Origin of the sequence: Halalkalicoccus sp. NIPERK01 (genome assembly GCF_030287405.1) — an archaeon.
Taxonomy (GTDB): domain Archaea; phylum Halobacteriota; class Halobacteria; order Halobacteriales; family Halalkalicoccaceae; genus Halalkalicoccus.
The window spans coordinates 105,029-129,325 of record NZ_JASVVV010000001.1 but is presented as its reverse complement, the minus strand read 5'-3'; the positions used below and the strand labels follow the sequence as shown (position 1 = coordinate 129,325).

General features: G+C 67.7%; 23 protein-coding genes and 1 tRNA gene. 11 read left to right on the top strand and 13 right to left on the bottom strand.

All coding sequences use genetic code 11. The annotated features are described in order from the left end of the window. Positions 1-37: 37 nt before the first annotated feature. The 3 genes from QRT08_RS00680 to QRT08_RS00670 all read right to left on the bottom strand — a co-directional run bounded on the left by QRT08_RS00680 (position 38) and on the right by QRT08_RS00670 (position 5,141). Complete coding sequence (locus tag QRT08_RS00680) at positions 38-442, bottom strand: universal stress protein (RefSeq protein WP_286043648.1); 405 nt, start codon at positions 440-442, stop codon at positions 38-40. 423 nt (positions 443-865) lie between these two features. Next, positions 866-2,170, bottom strand: coding sequence for a PQQ-dependent sugar dehydrogenase (locus QRT08_RS00675; RefSeq protein ID WP_286043647.1), 1,305 nt, complete (start codon positions 2,168-2,170; stop codon positions 866-868). Between the two features lie 202 nt (positions 2,171-2,372). Beyond that, positions 2,373-5,141 carry a PEP/pyruvate-binding domain-containing protein gene (locus tag QRT08_RS00670; RefSeq protein ID WP_286043646.1) on the bottom strand — a complete coding sequence of 923 codons (2,769 nt, stop codon included), beginning with the start codon at positions 5,139-5,141 and terminating at the stop codon, positions 2,373-2,375. Between the two features lie 298 nt (positions 5,142-5,439). On the opposite strand from QRT08_RS00670, the gene QRT08_RS00665 reads away from it, so the two are divergent. Continuing rightward, the gene (locus tag QRT08_RS00665; protein WP_286043645.1) at positions 5,440-5,721 is read left to right on the top strand and encodes a DUF7545 family protein; all 282 of its coding nucleotides are present in this window, start codon (positions 5,440-5,442) and stop codon (positions 5,719-5,721) included. Between the two features lie 56 nt (positions 5,722-5,777). Next, positions 5,778-6,620 (top strand): M55 family metallopeptidase, encoded by an 843-nt coding sequence (locus tag QRT08_RS00660; RefSeq protein WP_286043644.1) that lies wholly within the window; start codon positions 5,778-5,780, stop codon positions 6,618-6,620. Positions 6,621-6,653: 33 nt separating this feature from the next. On the opposite strand, the gene QRT08_RS00655 is transcribed toward QRT08_RS00660, so the two are convergent. Then, positions 6,654-7,052 (bottom strand): hypothetical protein, encoded by a 399-nt coding sequence (locus tag QRT08_RS00655; RefSeq protein WP_286043643.1) that lies wholly within the window; start codon positions 7,050-7,052, stop codon positions 6,654-6,656. Between the two features lie 241 nt (positions 7,053-7,293). Between QRT08_RS00655 and QRT08_RS00650 the strand changes: the two genes are divergently transcribed. From QRT08_RS00650 to QRT08_RS00640, 3 genes are all read left to right on the top strand, one after another. Beyond that, positions 7,294-7,432: transfer RNA gene (locus tag QRT08_RS00650), tRNA-OTHER, on the top strand. A gap of 166 nt (positions 7,433-7,598) precedes the next feature. Continuing rightward, on the top strand, positions 7,599-8,342 hold the full coding sequence (locus tag QRT08_RS00645) for an MBL fold metallo-hydrolase (protein ID WP_286043642.1): 744 nt from the start codon (positions 7,599-7,601) through the stop codon (positions 8,340-8,342). 93 nt (positions 8,343-8,435) lie between these two features. Next, positions 8,436-9,677: a digeranylgeranylglycerophospholipid reductase gene (locus tag QRT08_RS00640; RefSeq protein ID WP_286043641.1), complete on the top strand. Its 1,242-nt coding sequence runs from the start codon at positions 8,436-8,438 to the stop codon at positions 9,675-9,677. A gap of 294 nt (positions 9,678-9,971) precedes the next feature. On the opposite strand, the gene QRT08_RS00635 is transcribed toward QRT08_RS00640, so the two are convergent. From QRT08_RS00635 to QRT08_RS00610, 6 genes are all read right to left on the bottom strand, one after another. After that, on the bottom strand, positions 9,972-11,096 hold the full coding sequence (locus QRT08_RS00635; protein ID WP_286043640.1) for an MBL fold metallo-hydrolase: 1,125 nt from the start codon (positions 11,094-11,096) through the stop codon (positions 9,972-9,974). Between the two features lie 176 nt (positions 11,097-11,272). Next, positions 11,273-12,238 (bottom strand): sulfite exporter TauE/SafE family protein, encoded by a 966-nt coding sequence (locus QRT08_RS00630; protein WP_286045011.1) that lies wholly within the window; start codon positions 12,236-12,238, stop codon positions 11,273-11,275. A 29-nt stretch (positions 12,239-12,267) separates the two neighbouring features. Continuing rightward, positions 12,268-12,417: a DUF7512 family protein gene (locus tag QRT08_RS00625; RefSeq protein ID WP_286043639.1), complete on the bottom strand. Its 150-nt coding sequence runs from the start codon at positions 12,415-12,417 to the stop codon at positions 12,268-12,270. Between the two features lie 89 nt (positions 12,418-12,506). After that, the gene (locus QRT08_RS00620) at positions 12,507-12,977 is read right to left on the bottom strand and encodes a YeeE/YedE family protein (protein ID WP_286043638.1); all 471 of its coding nucleotides are present in this window, start codon (positions 12,975-12,977) and stop codon (positions 12,507-12,509) included. Next, positions 12,974-13,468: a YeeE/YedE family protein gene (locus QRT08_RS00615; RefSeq protein WP_286043637.1), complete on the bottom strand. Its 495-nt coding sequence runs from the start codon at positions 13,466-13,468 to the stop codon at positions 12,974-12,976. The genes QRT08_RS00620 and QRT08_RS00615 overlap by 4 nt, the downstream gene beginning before the upstream one ends. A 1-nt stretch (position 13,469) precedes the next feature. Then, a complete protein-coding gene (locus QRT08_RS00610) occupies positions 13,470-14,639 on the bottom strand; it encodes an MBL fold metallo-hydrolase (protein WP_286043636.1) in 1,170 nt (389 codons plus the stop codon). A 202-nt stretch (positions 14,640-14,841) separates the two neighbouring features. On the opposite strand from QRT08_RS00610, the gene QRT08_RS00605 reads away from it, so the two are divergent. The 5 genes from QRT08_RS00605 (at position 14,842) to QRT08_RS00585 (ending at position 18,737) form a co-directional block, all read left to right on the top strand. Then, positions 14,842-15,084: a sulfurtransferase TusA family protein gene (locus QRT08_RS00605; RefSeq protein WP_286043635.1), complete on the top strand. Its 243-nt coding sequence runs from the start codon at positions 14,842-14,844 to the stop codon at positions 15,082-15,084. Positions 15,085-15,086: 2 nt separating this feature from the next. After that, on the top strand, positions 15,087-15,659 hold the full coding sequence (locus QRT08_RS00600; protein WP_286043634.1) for a DsrE/DsrF/DrsH-like family protein: 573 nt from the start codon (positions 15,087-15,089) through the stop codon (positions 15,657-15,659). Between the two features lie 82 nt (positions 15,660-15,741). After that, entirely contained in the window at positions 15,742-16,440 is a 699-nt protein-coding gene (locus tag QRT08_RS00595; RefSeq protein ID WP_286043633.1) for a DUF2270 domain-containing protein, read from the top strand. A 44-nt stretch (positions 16,441-16,484) separates the two neighbouring features. Beyond that, complete coding sequence (locus QRT08_RS00590; RefSeq protein ID WP_286043632.1) at positions 16,485-17,894, top strand: FAD-dependent oxidoreductase; 1,410 nt, start codon at positions 16,485-16,487, stop codon at positions 17,892-17,894. Positions 17,895-17,966: 72 nt separating this feature from the next. Then, on the top strand, positions 17,967-18,737 hold the full coding sequence (locus tag QRT08_RS00585; protein WP_286043631.1) for a hypothetical protein: 771 nt from the start codon (positions 17,967-17,969) through the stop codon (positions 18,735-18,737). Between the two features lie 37 nt (positions 18,738-18,774). Here the strand turns inward: QRT08_RS00585 and QRT08_RS00580 are convergent, their stop codons facing one another. Further along, complete coding sequence (locus tag QRT08_RS00580) at positions 18,775-21,369, bottom strand: heavy metal translocating P-type ATPase (RefSeq protein WP_286043630.1); 2,595 nt, start codon at positions 21,367-21,369, stop codon at positions 18,775-18,777. Positions 21,370-21,679: 310 nt separating this feature from the next. After that, positions 21,680-22,444 (bottom strand): HoxN/HupN/NixA family nickel/cobalt transporter, encoded by a 765-nt coding sequence (locus tag QRT08_RS00575; protein WP_286043629.1) that lies wholly within the window; start codon positions 22,442-22,444, stop codon positions 21,680-21,682. A 161-nt stretch (positions 22,445-22,605) separates the two neighbouring features. Here QRT08_RS00575 and QRT08_RS00570 point away from each other — a divergent pair, with 161 nt between their 5' ends. Then, positions 22,606-24,051 (top strand): MATE family efflux transporter, encoded by a 1,446-nt coding sequence (locus tag QRT08_RS00570; RefSeq protein ID WP_286043628.1) that lies wholly within the window; start codon positions 22,606-22,608, stop codon positions 24,049-24,051. Here the strand turns inward: QRT08_RS00570 and QRT08_RS00565 are convergent. Further along, positions 24,048-24,242 carry a hypothetical protein gene (locus QRT08_RS00565; protein ID WP_286043627.1) on the bottom strand — a complete coding sequence of 65 codons (195 nt, stop codon included), beginning with the start codon at positions 24,240-24,242 and terminating at the stop codon, positions 24,048-24,050. The two genes, QRT08_RS00570 and QRT08_RS00565, sit on opposite strands and share 4 nt — an antisense overlap. Positions 24,243-24,297: the final 55 nt, after the last annotated feature.

Below are 24,297 nucleotides of genomic sequence, written 5' to 3'. Positions count from 1 at the left end.
GGCTCCCGGTTCCTCGCGCCCGCAACCGGACCCCTGCTCAGCCCTCGACGCGCTTTTGGCCGCAGACGACCACCGGCTTTTCCGTCCCGAAGATGACCTCCTGTGTGACGCTTCCGAACAGCGCCTTGCCCGCCGGCGAGCGCTTTCGTCCGCCGAGACAGACGAGGTCGACGTCGTGTTCTGCTGCGTATCCGAGTATCATCTGCGCGGGATCACCGCTGGTCTCGTCCAGGGTCACGTCCACGCCCGCCTCCGACAGCAGGTTCTCGGCCGCCCGTACCGACCCAATCTGCCCGACCGACGCGCCGGCCGTGTTCTCGGTGAACACGTGAAGGAGACGAACCTCCGCGTCCCCGTCGGTCCCCGGCATCTCCTCGATCGTGCGAGCCTGCGCGCGGGCGCGGTCGACGTCGTCGTCCACCGCGATCAGTATCCTGTACATGGTATCCGTTTCGACGCACACCCATATCAACCTCCGTGGGCCGACGGTCGGTAGCCCCGGTCCGGTGGCGGTCGAAAGGCCGCGTGCCGGGATCCGGACCGACCTCGACCCTTCGTGTACGCTCCTCGTCCGCTGCCGGAATCCGTCGTATCGGTCACGAACCATCCGAACGTCGTAGAGAAACCGGACGATTGTCAATATGGTATAAAACCACGGTCATATAGAAAACACCAAAAAATGATCCATACATATTCTATTTTCCATACAAATACTCTTTATTACTAATTATATGGGTAAAATTTCTATTTATTAGCTTTTTCTTGCCTCCTATTCGTAGTCGATAATTCATAATACGTGTAGATATTCGCTTGTTTATAAACGTACTCCGGTGACCGAATACTCGTATTCGCCCGTCGAGTCGACTTAGGTGGGCGTCACCCCGACGAGGACGTCGTCGCGTTCGCGTGGAAACCCGTCGTACTCGACGCCCAGTCCGTCCCGGTTCGAGGAGGACGCCAGGAGCGATCCGTCCGGTGCCTGGGCCACGTTTCGAACCCGCCCCATCGCGTCGTTCAGGACGTGGTGGGCCGTCGCGGTGTACGTCCCGTCGAGCCACTCGGCGTCGTACCGCCTCGCGTCGCCGTCGACCGGGGGTTGATCCGCGTCGGGCGGAAGGAGGGTGACGACGGTGAGGTCCCGCCCCTGGAGGGTGGCAACGATCAGGCGGTCGCGCCACGCCGGGATCGCATCGCCGGTGTAGAACAGACAGTTCGCGGGCGCCCACGTCTCGTCCCGGCCGGTGTTGAGCAGGGGTCGGTCGAACTCGGGGCGGTCCCGGTAGTCGTTCGCGTCGCGGGCGTCCGGCCAGCCGTGATCGGCGCCGGGCGAGAGGCGTTCGATCTCGTCGCGCCCAGTGGGGCCGTGGTCGGTGACGACCGGAACGGACGATGGGAGCCAGTCGATACCCTGCGGGTTGCGGTGCCCGTAGGTGAACACCCGCGCGTCGGCGTCGGCCCCGAGCGAGGGGTTCGCCGGCGCCGGACCGCCGTCGGGCGTGAGTCTGAGGACGCTTCCGCCGAGCGATGCGGGGTCCCCTGCCCGCTCCTCGTCCTTCGTTCCGATCGGGACCCAGAGGTCCCCGTCCGGGCCGAACGCGAGTCGGCCGCCGATCGTCCGATCGCCGTCGATGCGGTCGACGAGCACCTCGACGGTCTCCTCCGGGGCCTCCGCGTGCGGGTCGTATCGCAGGACCCGGTTGTACGGGTCCGTCCCGTCGTCGACGTTCGCGTAGACGTACAGCAACGACGGGTCCGGAAAGTCCGGGTGCGGTGCGACGCCGAGGAGGTGATCCCCGAGCCCACGGTGGCGATCGGTTTCGGGGACGGCGGTGGCATCGATCGGCGGCGTCCCGCCGCCGACCGCCATCACCTCGTCGACGTCGAACCGCAGTAGACTCCCCGCTCGTTCGGTCACGAAGAGGTCGTTCGTGGACGTGAACGCGAGATCCCAGGGGATATCCAGGTTGACGACGAGTTCCGTCGTCTCCACGGGCGTCTCCAGTGGCGATCCGGACGTGGGTGCCCGGTCGTCGCTCCCTGCCGACTCGGAGTCCCCTTCGGGGGCCCCCGTTGGCTCGTCCGACGGCCTCAGTTGGGTGCAGCCACCCCAGCCGATACAGCCCATCGCCGCGAGCACTCCCCGTCTCGTCGACGTTCGGTCCCGTCCCATTTCTCGGTGGAGTAGGCCCGCGTTGAAAAGGGTATCAGTATCGAGTACGCCGCGAGTTTTCGACTGCCCGCTCGTGCCGTGATCGTGGGTTCAATATCGTCGGTCACGAGGAGTTCACCGGCGCGTGCCTGCGGTGACGGGCCACAGCGAGGGCGATACTCGGCCTACCGGTAGCCGATGTACGTAGTTGTGACCGACAGCATCAGCCCTCGTCGACGATCTCGATCGTTCCGCGCGTGCCGTCGAGGCGAACCCGCTGGCCGGTCTCGATGCGTCGCGTCGCCCCGGGAACCGACACGACCGCCGGAAGGCCGTACTCGCGTGCGACGATCGCGCCGTGGCTCATCCGCGTCCCGACCTCCACGACCATGCCCGCCGCGTTCAGAAACAGCGGCGTCCACCCGGGGTCCGAGGAGGGCGCGACGAGGATCTCCCCCCGCTCGATCGTCTCCTCGGCGGGATCGCGAACGACGCGGGCGATCCCCTCGACGACGCCGCCCGAGACGCCCGTGCCCACGAGCACCCCGTCGGGGACGTCCGGATCGGTCCGACCGCTCGGAATCTCGCCCTCGCTCGTCACCACCGCCGGCGCGTCCATCGCCGCGTGGCGCTCGAACTCGGCGCGTCGGGCGGCGACGTCGACCTCGAGGGGCGCGCCCTCCAGCGCGGCGAACAGTTCCTCCCTCCGGAGGAACCAGACGTCGTCGGCATCGGCCAACCGCCCGTCGGCGACGAGCGTCGCGCCCGCCTCCAGGAGGACCTCGCGCCACGCGCTGAAGGCGTGTGCGAGCCCGTGTTTCGGGTACTCGCGCGTCTGGATGTAGCCGCGATACGTCCGGATCACCCGTCGAACGATCCGTCTCCGAACCGGACCCGAGAACCCGCGATCGGCCCGGCGTTCGAGGCGCTCGGCCGCCGCGTGCGCCTCGCGCTCCAGCCGACGGAGGTGTTCCCGGTGTTCCCCCCGCTCGCCGTGTTCGAGGTTCGCACGAACCGCCGCGAGCAGTCCCGAGGGGTCCTCGCGCCACCGGGGGCGACTGACGTCGATCTCGCCGGTCGCTCGGTGGCCGAACTCGTCGAGGTAGGCGTCGAACGCGGATCGGAACGCCGTCCCGCCCTCGACCGACTCGATCTCCTCGATCGGCGCCCCCTCCCGGAGCGCCTCGACGACGGCGGGGTGGTCGCGGGCGACGTCGGCCAGATCGCCCAATCCGAGGTTGATCCGCGTCACCAGTTCGTGCGGGAAGCCCCGCCCGACGGCGTTGACGTCGTCGGAACCGTCGAACGGTTCCGACTGGCCCACGGGGACTTCGGTCCCGTGGACAGCGTCGGACTCGTCCGGGAACCGCCACCCGAGCCACCCGCCGGCGAGGAGGGCCGCGTACAGCGGGCCGATGGCGGGGAAGTCGGTCGTCCCGGCGGAGAACGCGAAGACCGCGCGGACGCGCGCGTCGAGCGTGTCGGGGGCACGTACCTCGGCGGCGACGGTCCGCCCCCACGCGGTCCACCTCGCCTCCTCGTACTCGGGTGGGTTCGGTGCGCCGACGAACGCCCCGAGCAAGCCGTCGACCATCGACGACGTGACCGGAAAGCCCATCCGTGCGCCCGTCGATACGGTCCTCGTGAGCCGAAGCGCCGTCGCGAGCGTCTCGCCGGCCGTCCGCTCGCGTTCGAACTCCTCGCCGCGCCGCTCCAGCACGTCCGCGACGGCGGCCCCGACCGCCTCGCTCATCGAGGCCAGTTGGGTCGGAAGGCGACGCCGGAGCGGGCCGACCCGCAACAGCGGCGTCAGGTCGATGTAGATCCGCCCGCCGGCCTCTGTGGCCCAGTTCGCGTCGGGAGCGAGGCCCCACTCCGCCATCGAGGTCCGGATGTACGCCAGCCAGACGTCCCGCACGAGTGGGGGCATCGCCTCGCCGAACGCCTGGGCGTGGCCCATGCTGTAGTAGACGTGCAGGCGGTCGTCCGCCGGCGGGGGCGACGGCACGGGGAACAGCGACGTGATCGGCCGGGCCTGCACGACGGAGAACTCGCCGTCGGCCAGACACCACTCGACGTCCTGCGGGCACCCGAACAGGGCCTCGATCCGTGTCCCCAACCCGACGAGAGAACGCACCTGCTCGTCGGTGAGGACCCGTTCCGCGCGGTCGGCCGGCGCGAGTTCGATCGTCTCGGTCCCGCCCTCCGGCAGCGATCTGACCGCGACCCGCTGGTCGCCGACCTCGTACTCGAGTATCTCGCCGGTCCGCGTGTCGACGCGAACCTCGTCGCCGGCGGCGAGGCCCGAGACCAGTGCCTCGCCGAGTCCGCGACCGGCGTCGATCGACGCGACGAAGCGGTTGCCCGTCGTCGGATCGGCCGTAAAGAGGATTCCGGAGACGTCGGGCGAGACCATCCGCTGGACGACGACCCCGATCGCGACGTCCTCGTGGGGGACGCCGTTCCTCGCGCGATAGGCGATCGCGCGGTCGGTAAAGAGGCTCGCCATGCAGTCGCGCACCCGCTCGACGACCTCGTCCGCGCCGCGGACGTTGAGGTACGTCTCCTGCTGGCCCGCGAACGACGCCTCGGGGCGGTCCTCGGCCGTCGCACTGGAGCGGACGGCGTACGCCCGTTCGGAACCGCTCGCCGTCGCGTCGAGTGCGGTCTCGATCGCCCCTCGCACCTCCGTGGGGATCTCGGCGCCCTCGACTCGGGCCCGGAGGGCGGCCCCCGCGTCCGCGAGGGCCGTCGTGTCGGCCGGGTCGATGGCCGAGAGGTCGTGGATTCGCTCCCGGATCGCGGGATCGTCGATCAGTCGCTCGTAGACGCGCGTCGTCACGCAGAATCCCGGGGGGACCGGCAGTCCCGCTGCGACGAGGCGCGCCACGTTCGCGCCCTTTCCCCCGACGAGCGAGCGATCCGTCGCGCGCTCGTCGTCGAACGGGACGACGTATCTCGGCGTCGTTTCGGTGTGTTCGATCTCGCTCATGCGTACCCGCTATGCGATTGCCTCCCATCGGCGGACGCCGGTCGTCGGTCCACTCATCCCGGATGTGTTGGACGTCACCACACCTATGTGTTCCGACAACTCGCTCGGGGGACGGCCCCCCGTCGGACCGATCGTCGACGTTTCGCCACACGGGTCGGACGAACCCCTCTACGACTCGCGACCGACGGAATACGGTGGCCGAACCGTGACGGACGACCCGCACCGTCGTCCGGGGCGCCGACGACAGGGGCGGTGACCGACAGACGTTTTCCCCCTCCCCGAACAAGGGCGTATCGTGGTGACCACGACTACATTCACGATCGACGGCGACGACGGATCGACGGACGAGATAGCGGTTCCGGCGCCGCTGCTGGAGTTGCTCGCGGACGGCGACGAATCACCCGCCGAGACCCTCGGCGATCTCGCGGTGCTCTCGTGTGCACAGCAGGTCCACGCGATCAGCCACCACTCGCAGGGCGACCCCGACGAGGGGATCGAGACGATCGAGGAGGAGACGATGGCGCTGTTCGAGGAGCGCTTCGGTGCCTCGTTCGCGGAGATGACCGGCCATTCCCACTAGCCCCGACGCGAGCGGCTAGCGGTCCTTATTACCGAGGATCCGATACCCCACACAGCGTGCACGTACTCGTGATCACGGACCTCGAAGGGCCCGTCGGGGTCGACTCCTTTCGCCAGACACGGACGGGACGGACCGATCGGAAACGCGCCGCGATGGACCACCTCGCCCGCGAGGTGAACGCGGCCATCGAGGGCGTCCGAGCGGTCGCACCCGACGCGGCGGTCGACGTCTGGGACGGCCACGGCAGCGGCGGCCTCCGGGAGGCGGACCTCGTCGGCGGCCGATACCTCGACGGCGGTCGCCCGTACTTCCACCTGCACGACTGCGACGCCGTGCTGTTCGTCGGCCAGCACGCGATGGCCGGCACGCCGAACGCGCCGCTGTGTCACACCTACTCCTCGCTCTCGGTCGATTACTACAAGCTCAACGGGGTGTTCGTCGGCGAGTTCGCCTGTCGAGCGCTGATCGCGGGTCGGCAGGGCGTTCCGACCGTGTTCCTGGCCGGCGACGACAAGGCGACCCTCGAGGCCCGCCAGTTCGTCCCCGAGATCGAGACGGTCGTCACGAAGTACGGGCGAGGTCGCGAATCGGCCCGCCATCGCGACCGGGACGAGGTCCGCGCGGAGATCCGTGACGGCGTCGCTACCGCGATGGATCGGGTGGAGGAGATCCCGCCGTACACGGGCCTGGAACCGCCGTACACGCTGGAGATACGGTATCTCGATCCCTCGAACATCTCGAAGATCGATCGGGTCGGGGGGTGGGTACGCAAGTACCTCCCGTTTCTCGGGCCCGTCCTTCCGATCGCGACGGGCGTGACGCGGGTCGACTCCCGGACGATTCGCGTGAGGGCCGATACGCTGCTCGATCCGGAGTCGGGTCTCTATCACCGACTGTAGAGCGCGAGCGTTGTTCTCGTCGACAACGGCTACTCAGTCGCTACCCGTCTGGAAGCGAGCGGCCGAAGCGCCAGTGTACGAATCGAACCGGACGTGGTTTCGATGCCGTCTCTGCTCCAGCCAGCGACGCGCGTCCGCGACGAAGAGTCCGACCCGCTCGTCGTAGCTTCCGATGGCGTTCGACCGGTTGTAGGGCGACCGGGGCGCACGAAACAGGCTAATGAGCGTCCACATCACGCAGGTCGCGAGCGCTCCCGCGGCGGAGAACGTCATCCCGAGGGTCGTGAACGTGAACGCGTAGACCGCGCCGATGGCCATCGACGGGAAACTCGTCGCCAGCGGGACCCGCGCGGTGGCGTCCCGCAGCGTCGGGGCGAGAAACACGATCGACAGACTGCTGCCCACCATGAAGACGACGTCCTGCCAGATCACGGTCGGACCTCGCTGGCGGGAAGGGGTGGTTCAGGGCTCATCAAATCTTACTCAGTTCGTAGTAAATAAATATCTTCCGGCTTCATCCGAATGGATATTAGTACGGATCGTGATACGTGTCCCGGATACGAGCGAACGCCGAGCCGTAGTGAATCCCGCTCGTCGGTCCGCTCGTGTAGACGTATCAACAGTTCTAAAGACGAGGCACTTATTATAATCGAGTATCGATACGGTTTTCGACGGGTGTGTAGTTCAGCCTGGCAGAACACCTACACCGGGGGTCGAGTCGGGGGAGGTGGATCCGCGCGGCATCTCCCAGTTTCGTACTGAATTCGGCGTGTGGGAACAGGAGGCCCGGGGTTCGAATCCTCGCGCACCCACTCCGGCAGCGGAGGGATCACTCGCGGGTCGGTGTGTCGTCGCATCGATGGGCGGACGGTACCCGTCTCGAACACGAGCGAATGGCCACGGCTATATCCTGACACGGTGTAGCGGGTGTAATGTTCGTATTCCGCGGGCGTTCGCCGCGCGAACGGGGAGGCCGGAATGGGTGAGGTGACGTTCACGTTCGTCGGGACGGGCGATCCGCTCGGCAGCGGCGGGCGATTGCACACCTGTTTCCACGTGGCCGCCCCGTCCGGCCGTTTCCTCGTCGACTGTGGCGCGACCACCATGACGGGCCTGAAGCGCGAGGGGATCGATCGAAACGCGATCGAGGCGATACTCGTCACGCACCTCCACGGCGATCACATCGGCGGGATCCCGTACTTCGTTCTCGACGCACAGCTCGTCGCGAAGCGGACGGCCCCGCTGGTCATCGCCGGCCCCCCGGGTCTCGCGGACCGCCTCCGGCGAGCGATGGACGTCATGTTCCCGGGGCTGTCGGACGTCGAGCAGCGCTTCGAGATCCGGATCGTCGAACTGGAGGCGGGTCGACGGACCGCGGTCGGGCCGGTCGACGTGACCCCGTTCGAGGTCGTCCACGCCTGCGGCGACCCGCCGTACGCGCTTCGACTCGAGGTCGACGGGAGGACGCTCGCGTACTCCGGCGACACGGAGTGGACGGATGCCCTGATCGACGTCGCACGCGACGCGAACCTGTTCGTCTGCGAATCGTACTTCTACGAGAAGGAGATACCCAACCACCTCGACTACCGGACGCTGTGGGCACATCGGGACGAGCTGGAGTGTGATCGCCTCGTGATCACGCACATGAGCGAGGACATGCTCTCTCGCCTCTCGGAGGTCGAGCTAGAGCCCGCAGCGGACGGTAAACGGATCGTCGTGTGACCGGGTCACGGGTCGTACCCCCGGCCCGTGCGTGAGTAGCGCACGGGAACGACGAGTATCAAGCTTCATAACAGGTAGCTGTATTGATCCATTATGAACGAACAGTTCGACGTGGTCGTCGCCGGCGCCGGTCCCGCGGGCGCACAGTGTGCTCGCGACCTCGCGGCGCGGGGGTACGACGTGGTCGTCCTCGAGACCGAACAGGAAGACGAGTTCCCGCGCCAGAGCAACAAGTCGACCGGCGGGACGTTCCCCTCGATGCTGAGCGCGTTCGGGATTCCGGACGACGTCGTGATGCACTTCACCGACAGCGTCGTCATCGAATCGCCCAACGAACACTTCGTCCGGGAGCAGGCCGGCGGCGTGCTGGATTTCGGCGCGTTCAAGACGTTCCTCGTCGAGGACGGCACGGAGAAGGGGGCCGAGTACCGGTTCGACGCCCGCGTCTCGAACCCGATCACCGAGGGCGGCGAGATCGTCGGGGTGCAGTATAACGGCTCACGGGAGGTGTACGGGGACATCGTCGTCGACGCCACCGGGCCGGCCGCCCCGCTCGCGAAGGCGCTCGACGTGAGCGATCTCAAGCGGGAGAACCAGGCGATCGGCATCGAGTACGAATTCGAGGGGGTCGACCTCGACGCGGCGGGCCACGCGGATTTGACCGACGCGATGATGCTCCGACTCGATCACACGTACGCCCCGGGCGGCTACGCCTGGATCTTCCACACCGGTGAGGACACGGCGAAGGTCGGCCTCTGTTACATCCAGAACGAGAGCTACCAGCGCTACGCCGAGACGCGCCGGACGGTCGACGGCTACCTCGAACACTGGTTGGACACCGACCCCCGGTTCGCCGACGCCGAGCGGATCGAGGGGCGACAGCACCGGGGATCCGCCCACATCCAGCCCCCCGGCGCCCTGAGCACGGACAACTTCATGGCGATCGGCGACACGGTGCCGACGATCGACCCGCTGTGGGGTGAGGGGATCAACAAGGGGATGCGATCCGGGCGAGCGGCCGCGATCACCGCCGATCAGTGTCTCATCCCCGACGAGCGCGATACCTCGGCCGAGAACGTCTCGCTGTACGACGACCTCTGGCACGGCGAGGTCGCGCCGGGGGCGGACGCGCGGCTGTTCATGACGGAACTGCTGTATCTCGTCCCCAACGAGCGGTACGATAGCCTGCTCCGGGACCTCCGGAACCTCGATCGGGACACCCTGAGCGGGATCAACAACGGGAACAAGCTGGCGATCGCGAAACTCCTCCAGTTCGACGACCTCCCGTTGCTCGCGCAGTTCGCGAAACAGCGCCTCAAGGCCTATCGGAGCTAGCCGGCTATACAAGGTCGCGGATTCATCCGTACGGAGGCGCTAGCGACCGGTAGTGTACTACTTCGAAAACCACTGTACGACGTGTGGGTGGAGGGCGAGTACGGAGGAGCGCGAATCACGGACCGCGATCGGGAGGGATGCGATCGATCACCACGTCCGGTCCGGCCACTCGATCGAGTCGCTGTCGCTCAGCTACCCCGTCCCGACCGGGTCCACGCCATCCACGTAGCCCTCGGGTCCCGCTCGAGGGCCGGTCACGGAACACGGACGGAGGAGCGCGTCGGTTCGGCCGCGTCAGTTCGCGGCGCAGTTGTTCGGGCCGAGTTCGAGCGCCTCGGTGTCGCCGTCGGGCTGCTGTCTGCCCCAGTTTATCCGCTTGATCTCGTTGTAGTTCGCCGGCTCGTCGGCGAGGCTCTCGACGATGGTCTCGACGAACGCCGTCTCGTCGTCGTCCTCGACGTAACTCAGGAGCTCGTTCGTCGTCTCCTCACGAAGCTCGCCGAGTTCGGTAGCGAGCGGGCGGATCTCATCGTCGCTGAAGTGGCCGGGCAGAACGACCGTTCCGTCCTCCAGGTCCGTCAGCCGGTCGAGGCTGTCGAACAACTGGTTCGCGGCTTCTCGGACCGCCTCCTCGTCGCCGTCCTCCAGATCCGGTCGACCGACGCTGCGCAGGAACAACGTGTCCCCGGAGACGAGTGCGTCGCCGAAGCGCAACGAGACGCTCCCGGGTGTGTGGCCCGGCGTGTGGAGGACCTCGAGGTCGCGGTTTCCGACGGCGATGTCGTCGCCCTCCTCGAGTTCCGTGACGCCGTCGAGGTCGCCGACATCGTCCCCGTGAAGGTAGTACGGCACGTCGAGTTCGCCGGCGAGCCGGCGGGCGCCCGAGACGTGGTCGGCGTGTGCGTGCGTATCCACGACGCCGACGATCTTGAGACCGTACTCGTCGGCCGCGTTCAGATACCGATCGACGTACTGGCTCGGGTCGACGACGACGGCCTCGCCGTCGTCGGAAGCGATGTACGAGACACAGCCCGTACCGGGGCGGACGATCTGGACGACCCCGCCGACGCCCTCGACGTCGTACCGGCGGTGGACGCGACCCCAGCCGTTCATCCCGTCGTCGATGGACCTCGCGTCGAACCCGTGTTCCCGAAGGAACTCGGCGGCGCGCGCCGACGTGACGCCGGCGACGCAGACGACCGCGATCTCCTCGTCCTTCGGCAGCTCGTCGAGGCGGGCCTCCAGCGTGGAGTAGTCGTGTTCCAGTAGCTCGTCGTAGGCCGGGACGTTCGTACTCCCCGGGATTCGCCACTCCTCGTAGTCGTCCTCGTTTCGAACGTCGAGGACGAAGAGATCCTCGTAGTCGTCCTCTTTGACGCGTCGAGCGGCCTCCGACGGATCGAACTTAGTATTGCTCATTACATCCAATACTATGAAACAGAGCGTCTTAAATCCGTTGGTCGTGAGGGGGACGGCATCACCGGTTCGAGGTGGAGACGGAGGCCCCATCGGCGCTCGAACCGGAGGAACGGACCGGGCTTCGATGGCGACGGACGCCCGGAACCGGTGACAAACCGATCCGATTCGGCGCTCGGTTACGACGACACCAACCGACACAACGGGCCGGTTCCGTCGTGACGGAGCGCACAGATGGCGGCGAGGACGATCGCCGTACTGACGAGGACCGTCGCGCCGAAGACGAGCGCGATGCTCACCGCACCGAGCGCCTCGATGCCGAGTCGACCGCCCAGTTCGTTCGCGCCGACCGAGAGGCTCCCCGCGAGCAACATCGCGGCGAAGTAGCCCTTGATGGCGTCCTCGGCGACCAGCTTCGTCGCGCCGGCCCCGATCCGTGCGCCGAGAGCGCTCCCGGCGAGGAGGGACCCGACGACCGGGAGCGCGACCGAACCGGCCTGTGCGTAGACGAACGCGCCGTACGCACCGGAGACGGTGATCTGGACGATGTCGGTGCCGACGGCGACGGCGGCGGGCACGCCGAGGCCGTACACCATCGCCGGCATCAGCAGGAAGCCGCCCCCGACGCCGAGGAACCCCGACAGGACGCCGATAACCCCGCCGACCGCGAGGACGATCCAGACCGAGATCCTGTTCCCGCCGACCAGCGAAACCGTCGGCGGGAGTCGGATCGACTGCACCCGATCGGCGAGACAACCGTCCGATTCGTCGGCCTCGGTACGTGCGTCCCGGATTGTGAACAGGCCGACGGCGGCGAGCAGGCCGACGTAGGCGACGCTGACCACGAGATCCGCCGAGCCGAGCGCTTCGAGCAGGAAGACGACCCGTTTGCCCAGTTCGATGCCGAGCGTCATCCCGACGGTCATCAGCGCGGCGAGTCGGTAGTCGACCTGTCCGTGATCGCGGTGTTTGAGCGCGCCGATGACGCTGGTTCCGAAGACGAACGCGAGGCCGCTTCCGACCGCGACGTTCGCCGGATACCCCAACACCAGCAGCGCCGGCGTCACGAGGAACGACCCGCCCATCCCGAAGAAGCCGAACAGAATCCCGATCAGGAACCCGAACCCGACGAAGAAGGCGATCATCGCGACGCTCAGACCGAACACGTCCACGGCTACTCGCCTCCGAGCAGTTCGATCGCGGCCGGGCTAGCGATCCGCGTCACGGCACCGTAGCCGACGTACAGCGTGATCGCCTCGGCGAGGACGACGCCGATGGTAGCGACGGCCTGCGCGGAGCCGCTCAGCGTTTCGAGGCCGATCATCTCACACCTCTAGTATCGAGTGGCCGGTCCATGAGTATACAATATCGCTGCCGTGGGGACGGTGACGAATGTTGTTGGAACACGAGCGGTCAGTCCGAGGGTGTTTCGGTGACGGGCTCCGTATCGGTCGAACGAAGCGAGCGCCAGTAGCCCTGGGCGTACGCGCCGAGGAACATCCCGGCGACGGCCCACAGGATCGGGTAGTTGCCGATCCCGACGCTCGCGTAGGCCGCGCCCGGACAGATGCCCGAGAGGCCCCAGCCGACGCCGAAGATCGACCCGCCGAGGACGACGTTCCGATCGAGAGCCTTCACTCGGCGCGTGTACGAACTACCGGTCAGCGGCGCGACGTGGTCGCCGCGCGTGGCGACGGCGAAGGTGATCCCCGTCACGACGGCGGCCCCGCCCATGACGAACAGGAGGCCGAGGTCCTCGAACTGGAGGAAGTCCAGGACGACCTCGGGGCGAGCCATCCCGCTGATGGCGAGTCCGAACCCGAAGATCGACCCCCCGACGTAGATCAGCGGGAGGAACAACGGGCTTCGGCGGGCCCCGTTCATGGCACTACCCCCACGGCCTGCACCAGTTGGGCGGTGCCGATGGCGACGGCGAGGAACGTCGCGACGCTCACGAACGACGTGTTCGACAGCGAGCCGACGCCACAGACCCCGTGGCCCGACGTACAGCCCTTCCCGAGACGGGTGCCGACGCCGACCAGGAACCCGCCGCCGAGCAGTCGCCACCACTGGACGTCCGTCGTCCAGATTCCGCTTCCCGAGACCAGCACGTAGACGGCCGCGCCGCTGACGATACCCGCCGTAAAGACGAGCCGCCAGCCCCGCGAGTCGACGTACTTGAAGCGGTTGAACCGCTCGACCGAGGAGACGTACGACAGCGTCGATTCGAGGAACGTGCTCGCGCCGGCGATGATCCCCGTCGCCAGGTAGATGACGGCGGCTCCGAGCCCGACGAGCAGGCCGCCAATGAGGTACGGGAGGACCCCTCGCGGGAAGAGGTCGCCGAGCGCGAGCAGCGAGACGAACGCGTTCATCTCAGTTCGTCAGCGCCTCCTCGCTGGCCGCACAGTTGTTCGGGCCGAGTTCGAGCGCGAACGCCTCCTCGTCGTCGGGCGTTTCGTGCCCGAGGTTGGCCGCGATGATCGCCTCGTAGTTCGCCGGTCGGGGCGGCATCCCCGAGACGATAAAGTCGACGAACGACTCCTCATCCATCGAGAGCGCGTCCATACGTTCCTTGAGATCGCCGAGTTCGGCCGTGTAGGTGCCGTTTTCCTGTGGTATCGCCGCATCGCTGAAGTGCGCGGGCGCGACGACCGTCTCGTCGGGCAGCGTCAGGATCCTCTCGGTGAGGCTCTCGTAGAGGGTGCGCGCGGCGTCCCTCGCCTTCTCCGGGTCCTCGAGGTCCGGGCGGGCGACGCTCTCGGTGAACAGCCCGTCGCCGGTGAACAGTACGTCCCCTACCTTGTAGGCGGTCATACCAGTGGTGTGGCCGGGCGCGTGGATGACCTCGATTTCGACGTCGCCGACCGCGAGGGCGTCGCCGTCCGCGACGGTCTCGTAGGGGAGGTCGTACTCGACGCCGCGTGCCGCGGCGGGTTCGGGCAGTACGGGGGTTACGTTCGTTTCCGCGGCGAGGGTGCGAACCCCGGAGACGTGATCCGCGTGGACGTGCGTATCGAGCGCGTACGCGATGTCGGCCCCGAGCGTACGGGCGTCTTGGACGTACTCCTCGGTGAACGCCCGCAGCGGGTCGATCACGGCCGCCTCGCCGTCGGAGACGACGAGATAGGCGAGACAGCCGCTCGATGGGCGCTGGTACTGGGCGATCGTCGCGTTCTCCTCGACGTCGAGTTCGGCGTACTCGTAGATGCGCGCCCAGCCGTTCATCCCGCGTTCGAGGTGGTCGACGTCGTAGCCCTCCTCTTCGAGGTGCCCGGCGATCATCTCGCTGGAGCCACCTTTCGCACAGAGGACGGTGATTCTCCGGTCCTTGGGGAGTTCGTCGAGGAGGTCCTCGGGGATCCCGTCCAGCAACTGGAAGTAGGGGTAGTTGACGACGTCGACGGTCTCGCCCTCGATGCGCCACTCGCCGAAGTCCCCCTCCGAGCGCACGTCGAGCAGGAACACGTCCTCGTCGTCGATGCGCCCTTTCAGCTCCTCGGGGGAGACCGATGCGACCGCGGTTCTCGGGTCACTTCCGTTCATCAACCCGTTCTACAGCGCCCCCTCCAATAAGCCTTTGCATAGTATTTCTATGCTTGAGCAATACTATAACAGCCATATACGGATTAGGAGGGGTATCATGACGCTTTCACCGCTAATTGGGTTCGTAGTAATGTGCGTGAATGGGTTTTCGACCGACATACTTTTACGCCCGGCACCGGTATTGGGTGGTGAAGGCAATACCATGATCGAACACGAAGCCACCGAGACGCTCGACGTGACGGGACAGAACTGCCCGATGCCGGTCGTCAAGACCAAACAGCGGATCGACGATCTCGACCCCGGCGAGGTCCTCGAGGTCCTCGCGACGGACCCCGGGAGCATGAGCGACGTCGCGGGCTGGGCGGACACGACCGACGGCGTCGAACTGCTCGGACAGGAGGAGGGCGAGGACGTCTTCACGCACTACGTGCGCAAAACGGAGTGAGAATGAGCACCGAGACATCACCGCCGACGGACGAGGAGCCGACCCGGTCGGCCCTCGAAGCACGGGTCGCGGAGCTGGAAAGGCGACTCGCCGACGTGGAGTCCGAAGACGACGATACCCCGAAGATGTCGATCATCGCCACGAAGGGGACACTGGACATGGCGTACCCCCCGTTGATCCTCGCGAGCACCGCCGCCGCGTTCGGCTACGAGGTGACCGTGTTCCACACGTTCTGGGGGCTCGACGTCCTCCACGAGGAGCGCTCGAAGGACCTCAAACTGAGTTCGGTCGGCAACCCCAACATGCCGGTGCCCAACGCGATCGGCGCGCTGCCCGGCATGGACCGTGTGACCACGCGGATGATGGAAAAGCGGATCGCGGACAACGACACCGCGACCATCGAGGAACTCGTCGAGACGTCCCTCGACATGGGCGTCGAGTTCCAGGCCTGTCAGATGACGATCGATCTGATGGGCTACGACGAGTCGGACTTCTACGACGGCGTCACCGTCGGCGTCGGCGCCGCGACGGCCATCCAAGACATGGCCGAGTCGGACATCCAACTGCTGATTTGATCGACTCGCCGTCCCACTGCGGCCGTGATCAACGAACGGAGACCGTAGAGTCGACACGACACACACGCGCGAGAGACCAACAATGACACCACCATCGACGAAGGAGATCGATCCGAGCGATCCGGACCACAGGGACGTGGGAGCGGGGCTATTGGGGGAGGAGATGGGGCCCGGTTCCGCGATGGCCCACCTCTATCGCGGCGAAATCCACCGCATGAAGTTCTGGCGCGAACGCCTCGACCGGACCACCAACTGGGCGGTCATCGTGATCTCCGCGATCCTGACGTGGTCGTTCTCGAGAGCCGAGACGCCACACTACGTCATCCTGCTCGGGATGGCGACGCTCTCGGTCTTCCTGGTGATCGAGGCGCGCCGGTATCGGGGATACGACATCTGGCGAAGCAGGGTCCGGACGCTCCAGGAGAACGTCTTCGCCTACGGGCTCGACCCCTCCGCGGGGGTCGTCGACCCGGACTGGCGCGAGAACCTGAGCCGGGATTACCGAACGCCGACGCTGAAGATCACCGCCGAGGAGGCCATCGCACACCGGTTGCGGCGGGTGTACCTCCCACTGATCACGGTGCTGCTCGCCGCGTGGCTCGTGCGCATCACGGCCTTCGCCCCCGGATCGTGGACCTCGAGCGCCGCGATCGGTCGGATCCCCGGCGAAGCGGTCGTCGTCGTCGTCGCCCTATTCTACCTCGCGGCCACCGTCACCGCCGTACGCCCCCGGACGTGGTACGCGAAGGGCGAACTCCGCTCACTGGACCTCCGCGACTGACGCCCGGGGGTAACTCATAACCCGTCTCGAACGCTGGGTAGCGTATGTCGACCTTCGTCGTCGTCGGCGGCGATGCCGCCGGGATGAGCGCCGCGAGCAAGGCCAAACGGGACGATCCCGACCTCGACGTCGTCGTCTTCGAGAGGGGCGAGTGGGTCTCCTACGGGGCCTGCGGTCTGCCCTACTACGTCAAGGGCGAGATCCAGTCGCTCGAGGACCTCGTCTCCGTAACCCCGGAGGAGTTCCGCGAGGAGCGCGACATCGACCTCCGGACGGGCCACGAGGTCGTCTCGATCGACCCCGACGGGCGGCGCGTGACCGCCGAAGGCGCGAACGGGGAGGTGACGCGGAGCTACGACCACCTGCTGATCGCGACCGGTGCGGAGGCGACGGTCCCGCCCATCGCGGGAACCGATCTGGAGGGGGTCTACACCCTCGGGTCGATGACCGACGGACGGGACCTCCGGGAGTTCGTGAGTCGATCCCGTTCGGCGGGGACGTTCGAACAGCCCGATCGCGGGCCGGCGTGCCGGTTTCTCGAGACGTGTACGGCGCCGGTCGGCATCGTCGGCGGCGGCTACGTCGGCATCGAGATGGCCGAAGCGCTCGCCGCGAACGACTTCGAGGTCCACCTCTTCCAGCGCGGCGACCGACTGCTGAAGTCGTTCAGCGAGGCGACCAGCGAGGCGGTCGCCGACCACCTCCGCCGGCAGGACGTCGCCCTGTACCTCGACAGCGAGGTCGAGGCGATCGCGGGGGAGGATCGAGCCGAGGGCGTCGTCACGTCCGACGAGGAGGTGCCCGTCGGGATGGTGCTGGTCGGGACCGGCGTCCGCCCGCGGACCCGGCTGGTCGAGGACACCGACATCGAACTCGGGCCGACCGGCGCGATCGCCACGGACGCCTACCGGGAGACGACCGTCCCCGACGTCTACGCGGCGGGTGACTGCGCCGAAACGGAGCACGTCGTCACCGGCGAACCGGCCTACGTCCCGCTCGCGCTCACGGCCAACCGCCACGGGCGGGCGGTCGGCCAGACGGTCGCGGGCGACCCGGCCGAGGGCGGGCCGATCGCGGGGACCGCCGCGGTCAAGGCGTTCGACGTGGAGGCCGCCCGGACGGGGCTGGTCGGGGACGAGGCGGCGCGGGCCGCCGGGTTCGAACCGGTCACGGAGACGATCGAGGCCCGCTCGCGGGCGGGCTACTACCCCGAGGGCGGGACCGTGACCGTCACGCTGACGGCGGATCGACCGTCGGGACGGCTGTTGGGGGCGAGCCTCGTGAGCGAGTACGGCGAGGGGGCGGTCCACCGGAGCCATGCGGTCGTCGCCGCGCTCTCCGAGGGAGCGACCGTCGCGGATCTCGAGAACTACGACCTCGCGTACGCGCCGCCGTTCAACACGACGTGGGACCCGGTGTTGACCGCCGCGAAGGTCCTGGGTGGGAAGCTCTGACGCCGCCGGATAGATCCGCTCGCCGCGCGATTCCGGAGAAACGGTGATCGTCTACGGGGTGGTGTGGGATCCATGGACGAGCGATCCGAACGCGAAACCCACGACTCGCCGTCGACTGCGACGGGCTACGGTCCGGCGGGGCACGCCACGCCCGGCGGCCTCTCGATCGCGGCGAACGGACTTCGGTTCGTGCCCTCCGAGACCCGGTTCGAGCAGGGGGAACGAACGGACTGGACGTTCCGGATCGTCGACGACGACGGCGATACCGTCACGGGGTTCGAGGAGGCCCACGGCGAACCGGCGCACCTGATTCTGGTCCGCCGCGATCTCACCGCGTTCGATCACCGTCACCCGACCCTGGAGGACGACGGGACCTGGCGAACGGCGGGCCTCACGTTCGACGACCCGGGCGTCTATCGCGCGTTCGTCGACGTCGTGGTCGACGGGCGTCCGACGACGCTCGGCCACGACGTGTTCGTTCCGGGGGAGATGACGATCGAACCGTCGCCGGAGACCTCTCACCGAACGACCGCCGGGGGCTACGCGGTCGAACTCCTCGCGGGCGGGATCGCCGCCGGCGAGCGGACACGGCTGGCGTTCGAGATCCGCGATGGCGACGGCCGCGCCACGCGGCTCGAGCCGTATCTCGGCGCCCTCGGTCACCTCGTCGCGTTACGGGAGGGCGACCTCGCGTACCTGCACGTCCACCCCGAGGGGACCGACCCGGAGAGCGGCCGCGTCGCGTTCGGTACCCGCTTTCCGACGCCGGGGCGATACCGGTCGTTCCTCCAGGCGAAACCGGACGGGGAGCTGATCACGGCCCGATTCGATATCGTCCTCTGAGGTGTACGGACGCCGCGACCATGTTTTCCCGTATCGTTCAGTCGGCCGCCGCGGGGGTCTTTCCGGGCGTGATCCGGGACAGGCGCATCGCGTTGGCCGTCACGGCCGTCGTCATCCCGGCGTCGCCGGCGAGGACGGCCAGCCAGATCGGCACGTAGCCGAAGGGGACCCCGATCGCGAGCGCGGCCTTGACGCCGAGGCTCGCGTAGACGTTCTGTCGGATGACGCCGTTGGCGTCGTTCGCGAGTTCGTAGAGGTAGGGGAGTTTCGTGAGGTCATCGGCCATCAGCGCGACGTCCGCCGTCTCGAGGGCTGTGTCCGTCCCCGCCGCGCCCATCGCGACGCCGACGGTCGCCGTCGCCAGCGCGGGCGCGTCGTTGATGCCGTCGCCGACCATCGCCACGCCCCCGTGGGTCGCGACGAGGTCCTCGATCGCCCCGACCTTCTCCTCGGGGAGCAGTTCGGCCCGGTACTCGTCGACGCCGACCCGTTCGGCGATCGCGCGGGCGGTCCGCTCGTTGTCGCCGGTGAGCATGACGGTCCGCGTCACGCCGAGGTCCGCGAGTCGGGCGACGGTCGCCGCGGCCTCCGGGCGGATCTCGTCGGCGACGCCGATGACGCCCTCGAGTTCCTCGTCGGTCCCGACGAGGACGACCGTCTTGCCCTCGGCCTGAAGCCGGGGAACCGTGTCCTCGAGGAGGTCGAGACAGTTGTTGCGCTCGCAGAGCTGGCGTGCGGTCCGCGTGACGACGCCGCCGTCGGTCGTCGCGTGGACGTGCGAGAGGTCGAACCCGAGGTCCTCGAACAGGCCGGGTTTGCCCGCGAAGTGGGGCGTTCCGTCGAGGTCGGCACGGACGCCCTTGCCGGTGATGCTCTCGAACTCGCTGACGTCGCGCTCGGTGACCTGCTCTCGCTCCGCGTGGGCGACGATGGCCTCGCCGATGGGGTGTTCGCTGCGGCGTTCGAGCCCCCGCGCACACCGGAGGACCTCCTCCTCGGAGTTGCCGTTCAACGGGACGACGTCGGTGACGGTGAGTTCGCCCCTCGTGATCGTCCCCGTCTTGTCGAAGGCGACGACGTCGACCTCGCCCATCGCTTCGAGGTGGTTCCCGCCCTTGATGAGGACGCCGTTTCTCGCGGCGCTGGTGATCCCCGACACCACGGAGACGGGCGTCGAGATGACGAACGCACACGGGCAGGCCAGCACCAGCAGGGTCAGCCCGTAGACGACGGCCGTCGACCAGGTCGTCCCGAGGACGGCGGGGCTTCCGACCGTGACGAGGACGGCGAACGCGACGACGACCGGGGTGTAGTACGCCGAGAACCGCTCGACGAACTGCTCGCGCTCGGTCCGGTTCGACTGGGCGTCCTCGACCATCTCGACGATCCGCGAGAGGGTGTCCTCGCCCGCGTTCGAGGTGACCGCCACTTCGAGGTAGCCCGCCTCGTTGATCGTTCCGGCGTACACCTCGTCGCCGACGGTCTTGTCGACGGGGACGCTCTCGCCGGTGATGGGGGCCTGATTCACGGCGCTCTCGCCCTCGACGACCTCGCCGTCGGTCGGGACCTTCTCGCCCGGTTTCACGACCACGACGTCGCCGACCCCGACCTCGTCGACCGGGACCGTGACCTCCTCGCCGTCGCGCCTGACCGTGGCCTCGTCCGGCGAGAGGTCCATCAGTTCGCGCAGCGAGTCGCGCGCGCGGTCCATCGAATGGCGTTCGAGGAGTTCGGCGACGCTGAAGAGGAAGGCGAGCGTGGCGGCCTCGAAGTACAGCGCCTCCCCGAAGACCACGCTCGCGACCAGCGCGCCGAGGATGGCCACCGACATCAGGAAGTCGATGTCGAGGTTCAGGTTCCGCCCCGAGTAGTAGCCGTTGCGGACGATCTCCTGTCCGCCGACGGCGACGGCGACGAGGAAGGCGACGTCGGCGACGAGCAGTTCGCGGCCCACGACGCTCGCGACCGGGACGTTCTGGCCGGCCAGGAGGAACTCGAAGAGGAGGCCGATCGCGACGAAGACGCCGCTGGCCCACGTCTTGAGCGCACGGGGACTCGTCCAGATGTCCGTCCGGGCGTCGTTTCCTCCCGCGTCGCCACCTCCAGTGTTGGTTCCCGTGACCTCGTAGCCCGCGCTCTCGATGGCGGCGACGACGTCCGCCCCGGTGGCGGTCGCGTCGTACGTGACGCTCACCTCGCCGGTCGTCGGCCGCGTCTCGACCGCCGAGACGCCGGAAACGCCGTCGAGCGCGTTCTCGATCTTGCCCGCACACGAGGGACAGTCCATCCCGGGGACCGCGAACGTCGCCCGCTCGCCGGTCGTCTCGACGCGGTAGCCCGCCTTTTCGATGCGGTCGGCGATGTCGGCGGGCGTCGTCCGGTCGCGCTCGTAGGAGACGGTCAGCACCCCGGTCGTCGCCTGCGGATCGACGTCGGCGATGCCGTCGAGTTTCCGGACGCTGTTCTCGACCTTTCCCGCACACGAGGGACAGTCCATCTCGGGGACGGTGAACCGAACCGTCCCCCGGTCCGTCGACGGCGGGACGGATCCCCCTTCGCCGTCTCCGCCGCGGTCGTGAGATCGAGAGCGGGGCTCGTCGGAGGTCGGCGAGTCCCGCGGAGACGAAGTCATCACCGTGGGCTAGGCCACGCCGTTTTATTAATCTAGCTGCTAAAAACGCCCATTATTTACCCTCTATTTATTATTTTTCTCGGTTAATATTGTTAACCTCCCCGGCCCCGTGGATCGGTCCCGTCGACCGGGTGCCCGACGTGATCGGCGACGGAACCGGCTCGACGTACTCACAGCCGGACCCGTGGCGAGCGGGGCTCGGATCATACCGTCGGTCACGGGAATTTCAACGGCAATGGCTGATTTGACGGGGCAATGGCGCAGTACCCGTCCGTCCGTGCCACCATCGATGTCCGTAGGACCGACAGTATCAGAAGACGCCGAGGAGGAACCCGATCCCCATCAGTACGAGGATCGCCGCCGTGAACGTCGGGAGGTGGTGGGCGTAGCCCTCGAGGCGCTCCTCGTAACGTTCGTAGCTCGCCACGAGCAGGAGCGTCACCCCGACGAGGGAGACGATGACCGCGAGCGAGTAGAGCACCATCAGTTCGAGACAGTAGGCCGATCCCGTGCAGATGGCGATGATGTCGAACTCCTCGTTGTGCGTGAACCCGAGGACGAACGCGAGAACGGCCATGCCGTAGAGCCCTCGATCCGCCTCGTCGACGTCGTGATGGGAGCGGTCGCCGACGAACGGGAGGACACGGCGGAGCCGATCGATCGGGCCGTCCCCGTTCTCGCCAACGTGCTCGTGGACGTGCTCGTGATCGTGGTCGGCGTGGTCGTGTCCGTGGTCGTCGGCCCGCGTCGAACGGTCGGGAACCGAGTGGTGGTGGCCGTTGACGTACTGCCAGACCCCGAGTCCGATGAGCAACGCGCCCGCGACGTAGTTCATCCACCCGATCCGCGTCAGCCCGAAGTACGAGAGCGCCCAGAAGTAGACGACCACCATCGCGATGCTGCTGACGAGGTGGCCGACGCCGAGGACGAGGCTCGCCGCGAGACCGTAGAACCACTTGTTCGGCTTATCGAGCGCGTAACTGGCCGCGATCGCCCAGCCGTGGCCCGGTGCGAGGCCGTGCATCAGACCGAGCGCGGTCGCACCGACCGCGAGACCGAACGCTCCACTCGCCATACCGATAGTCGGACTAGCGGACGGATAGGGGTTGTTATGATCGGCAGGGAGACGCCGCCGATCCGGAGGACGCCGTGAGTGTGCGAGCCAGCCTGAAACCGGTCGCGACTGCCGCGTAACCAAGGGCTTTCATACCGAATCGGCTAGTGTGGGGGAGTTCTGTGACCCGTGTCCCGAACCCGATCAGACTGCTCGTCCTGTGGGTGGGGCTGGCGCTCTCGCGCGTCGGCCTGATCGACGCCCATCGCGCGCGCCGGATCACCGATCTGGCGTGGCCCCGGGTACTGACGGGTATCGCCCGGATGTCGAAGAACGCCGTAGACGTGGCGATGGTCGGGGTCGCGGTCGGCTCGGGTGCCATCGCGGGCGTCGGCTTCGCGGGGGCCTACTGGGGGCTCGCCTTCGCCGTCGGCGGCGGGGTCGCCGGCGGGACGATCGCGCTCGTCTCCCAGTCGTTCGGGGCCGACGCCTACGCCGACCTCGGGCAGGCGGTGCGGTCGAGCGTTCTCCTGGTCGTCGCCTTCACCCTCCCGCTCACCGCGGCCTTCTGGACGTTTTCGACCGACCTCATCGGCCTGATCAGCGACGACCCCGAGGCGATCGCGCTCGGGGGGACCTATCTGGAGATCGTCGCCCTCGGGGTGCCGTTCGCCGCGCTGAACCTGATCGGCAGCCGGACGCTCGTCGGGAGCGACGACGCCTACACCGCGATGCTCGCGCGGGCTGGCGGCGCGGTGCTCAACGTCGTCATCAACGCCGTGTTGATCTTCGGCCTCGACATGGGCGTCGTCGGCGCGGCCCTCGGGACCGTGCTCTCGAACGTCGTCGTCACGGGGGCGTTCGCGCTCGGGCTAGTGATCGGGCGCTTTCCAGGGATGGGCGCGTTCCCCGTCACCGTCTCGCCCGCCGGGGCGTATCTCGACACGGGGATGATCCGTCAGCTCCTCTCGATCGGCCTGCCCGTCATGGGCCGGAACCTCGTCTGGACGGTCGCGGAGTTCCCCCTGCTCTCGATCGTCGACGTCTTCGGGCAGACCGTCGTCGCGGCCTACGTCATCGCGCGGCGGATCTGGGGGATCATGAACACCCCCGGCTGGGGGTTCGGGCTGGCCTCCTCCAGTCTCGTCGGCCAAGAGTTGGGCGACGGCGACGAGGAAACCGCGGAGGCCTACGGCCGGGAGATCGTTCGCTTCGCGGTCGCTGTCTACGCCGTCTCGGCCCTGCTGGTCTTCGCGTTCGCCGAGCCGATCGTGCTCGCGTTCGTCGACGACCCCGCCGATCCCGCGGTCCCGGTCGCGGTCTCGCTCGTGTACGCGGCCTGCGTCGCCGTCGTCCTCCAGGGGGTTTCGAAGGGCGCCGCCGGCCCGCTCGACGCCAGCGGCGACACCCGCTGGCCCTTCTACAGCCAGGTGCTCGGGATGTTCGGGGGATCGATTCCCCTCGCGTACCTCGGCGCGACCACGTCGCTCGGGCTCTGGGGGTTGTATCTCGCGTTCGTCGCCGAGACCGCCGTCCCCGCCGCAGTCAACTACCATCGCTTCGCGACCGGCAAGTGGAAGGCCATCAGCCGGTCGTACGGGCCACGCGGGGCGACCGGCGACGACTAGAACACGACGATCAGCACGACGAGCGCGAGGAGGACGGCGAGCGCGATCAGCCCGTAGCGCACCCGCTGGTCGTCGAGCAGTCCGCCGTCGTCGCCGTGATACGGGCTCAGGACCGTGTTACCACACGATCGACACTTGCTCGGATTGCGTCGGTGGACGGTTCCACAGGCGTCGCACTTCCACTTGGCCATCGGTGGCCGTAGACGCCGAACCTACATAGGAGCCCCGCCCGATAGCGTCCTATAG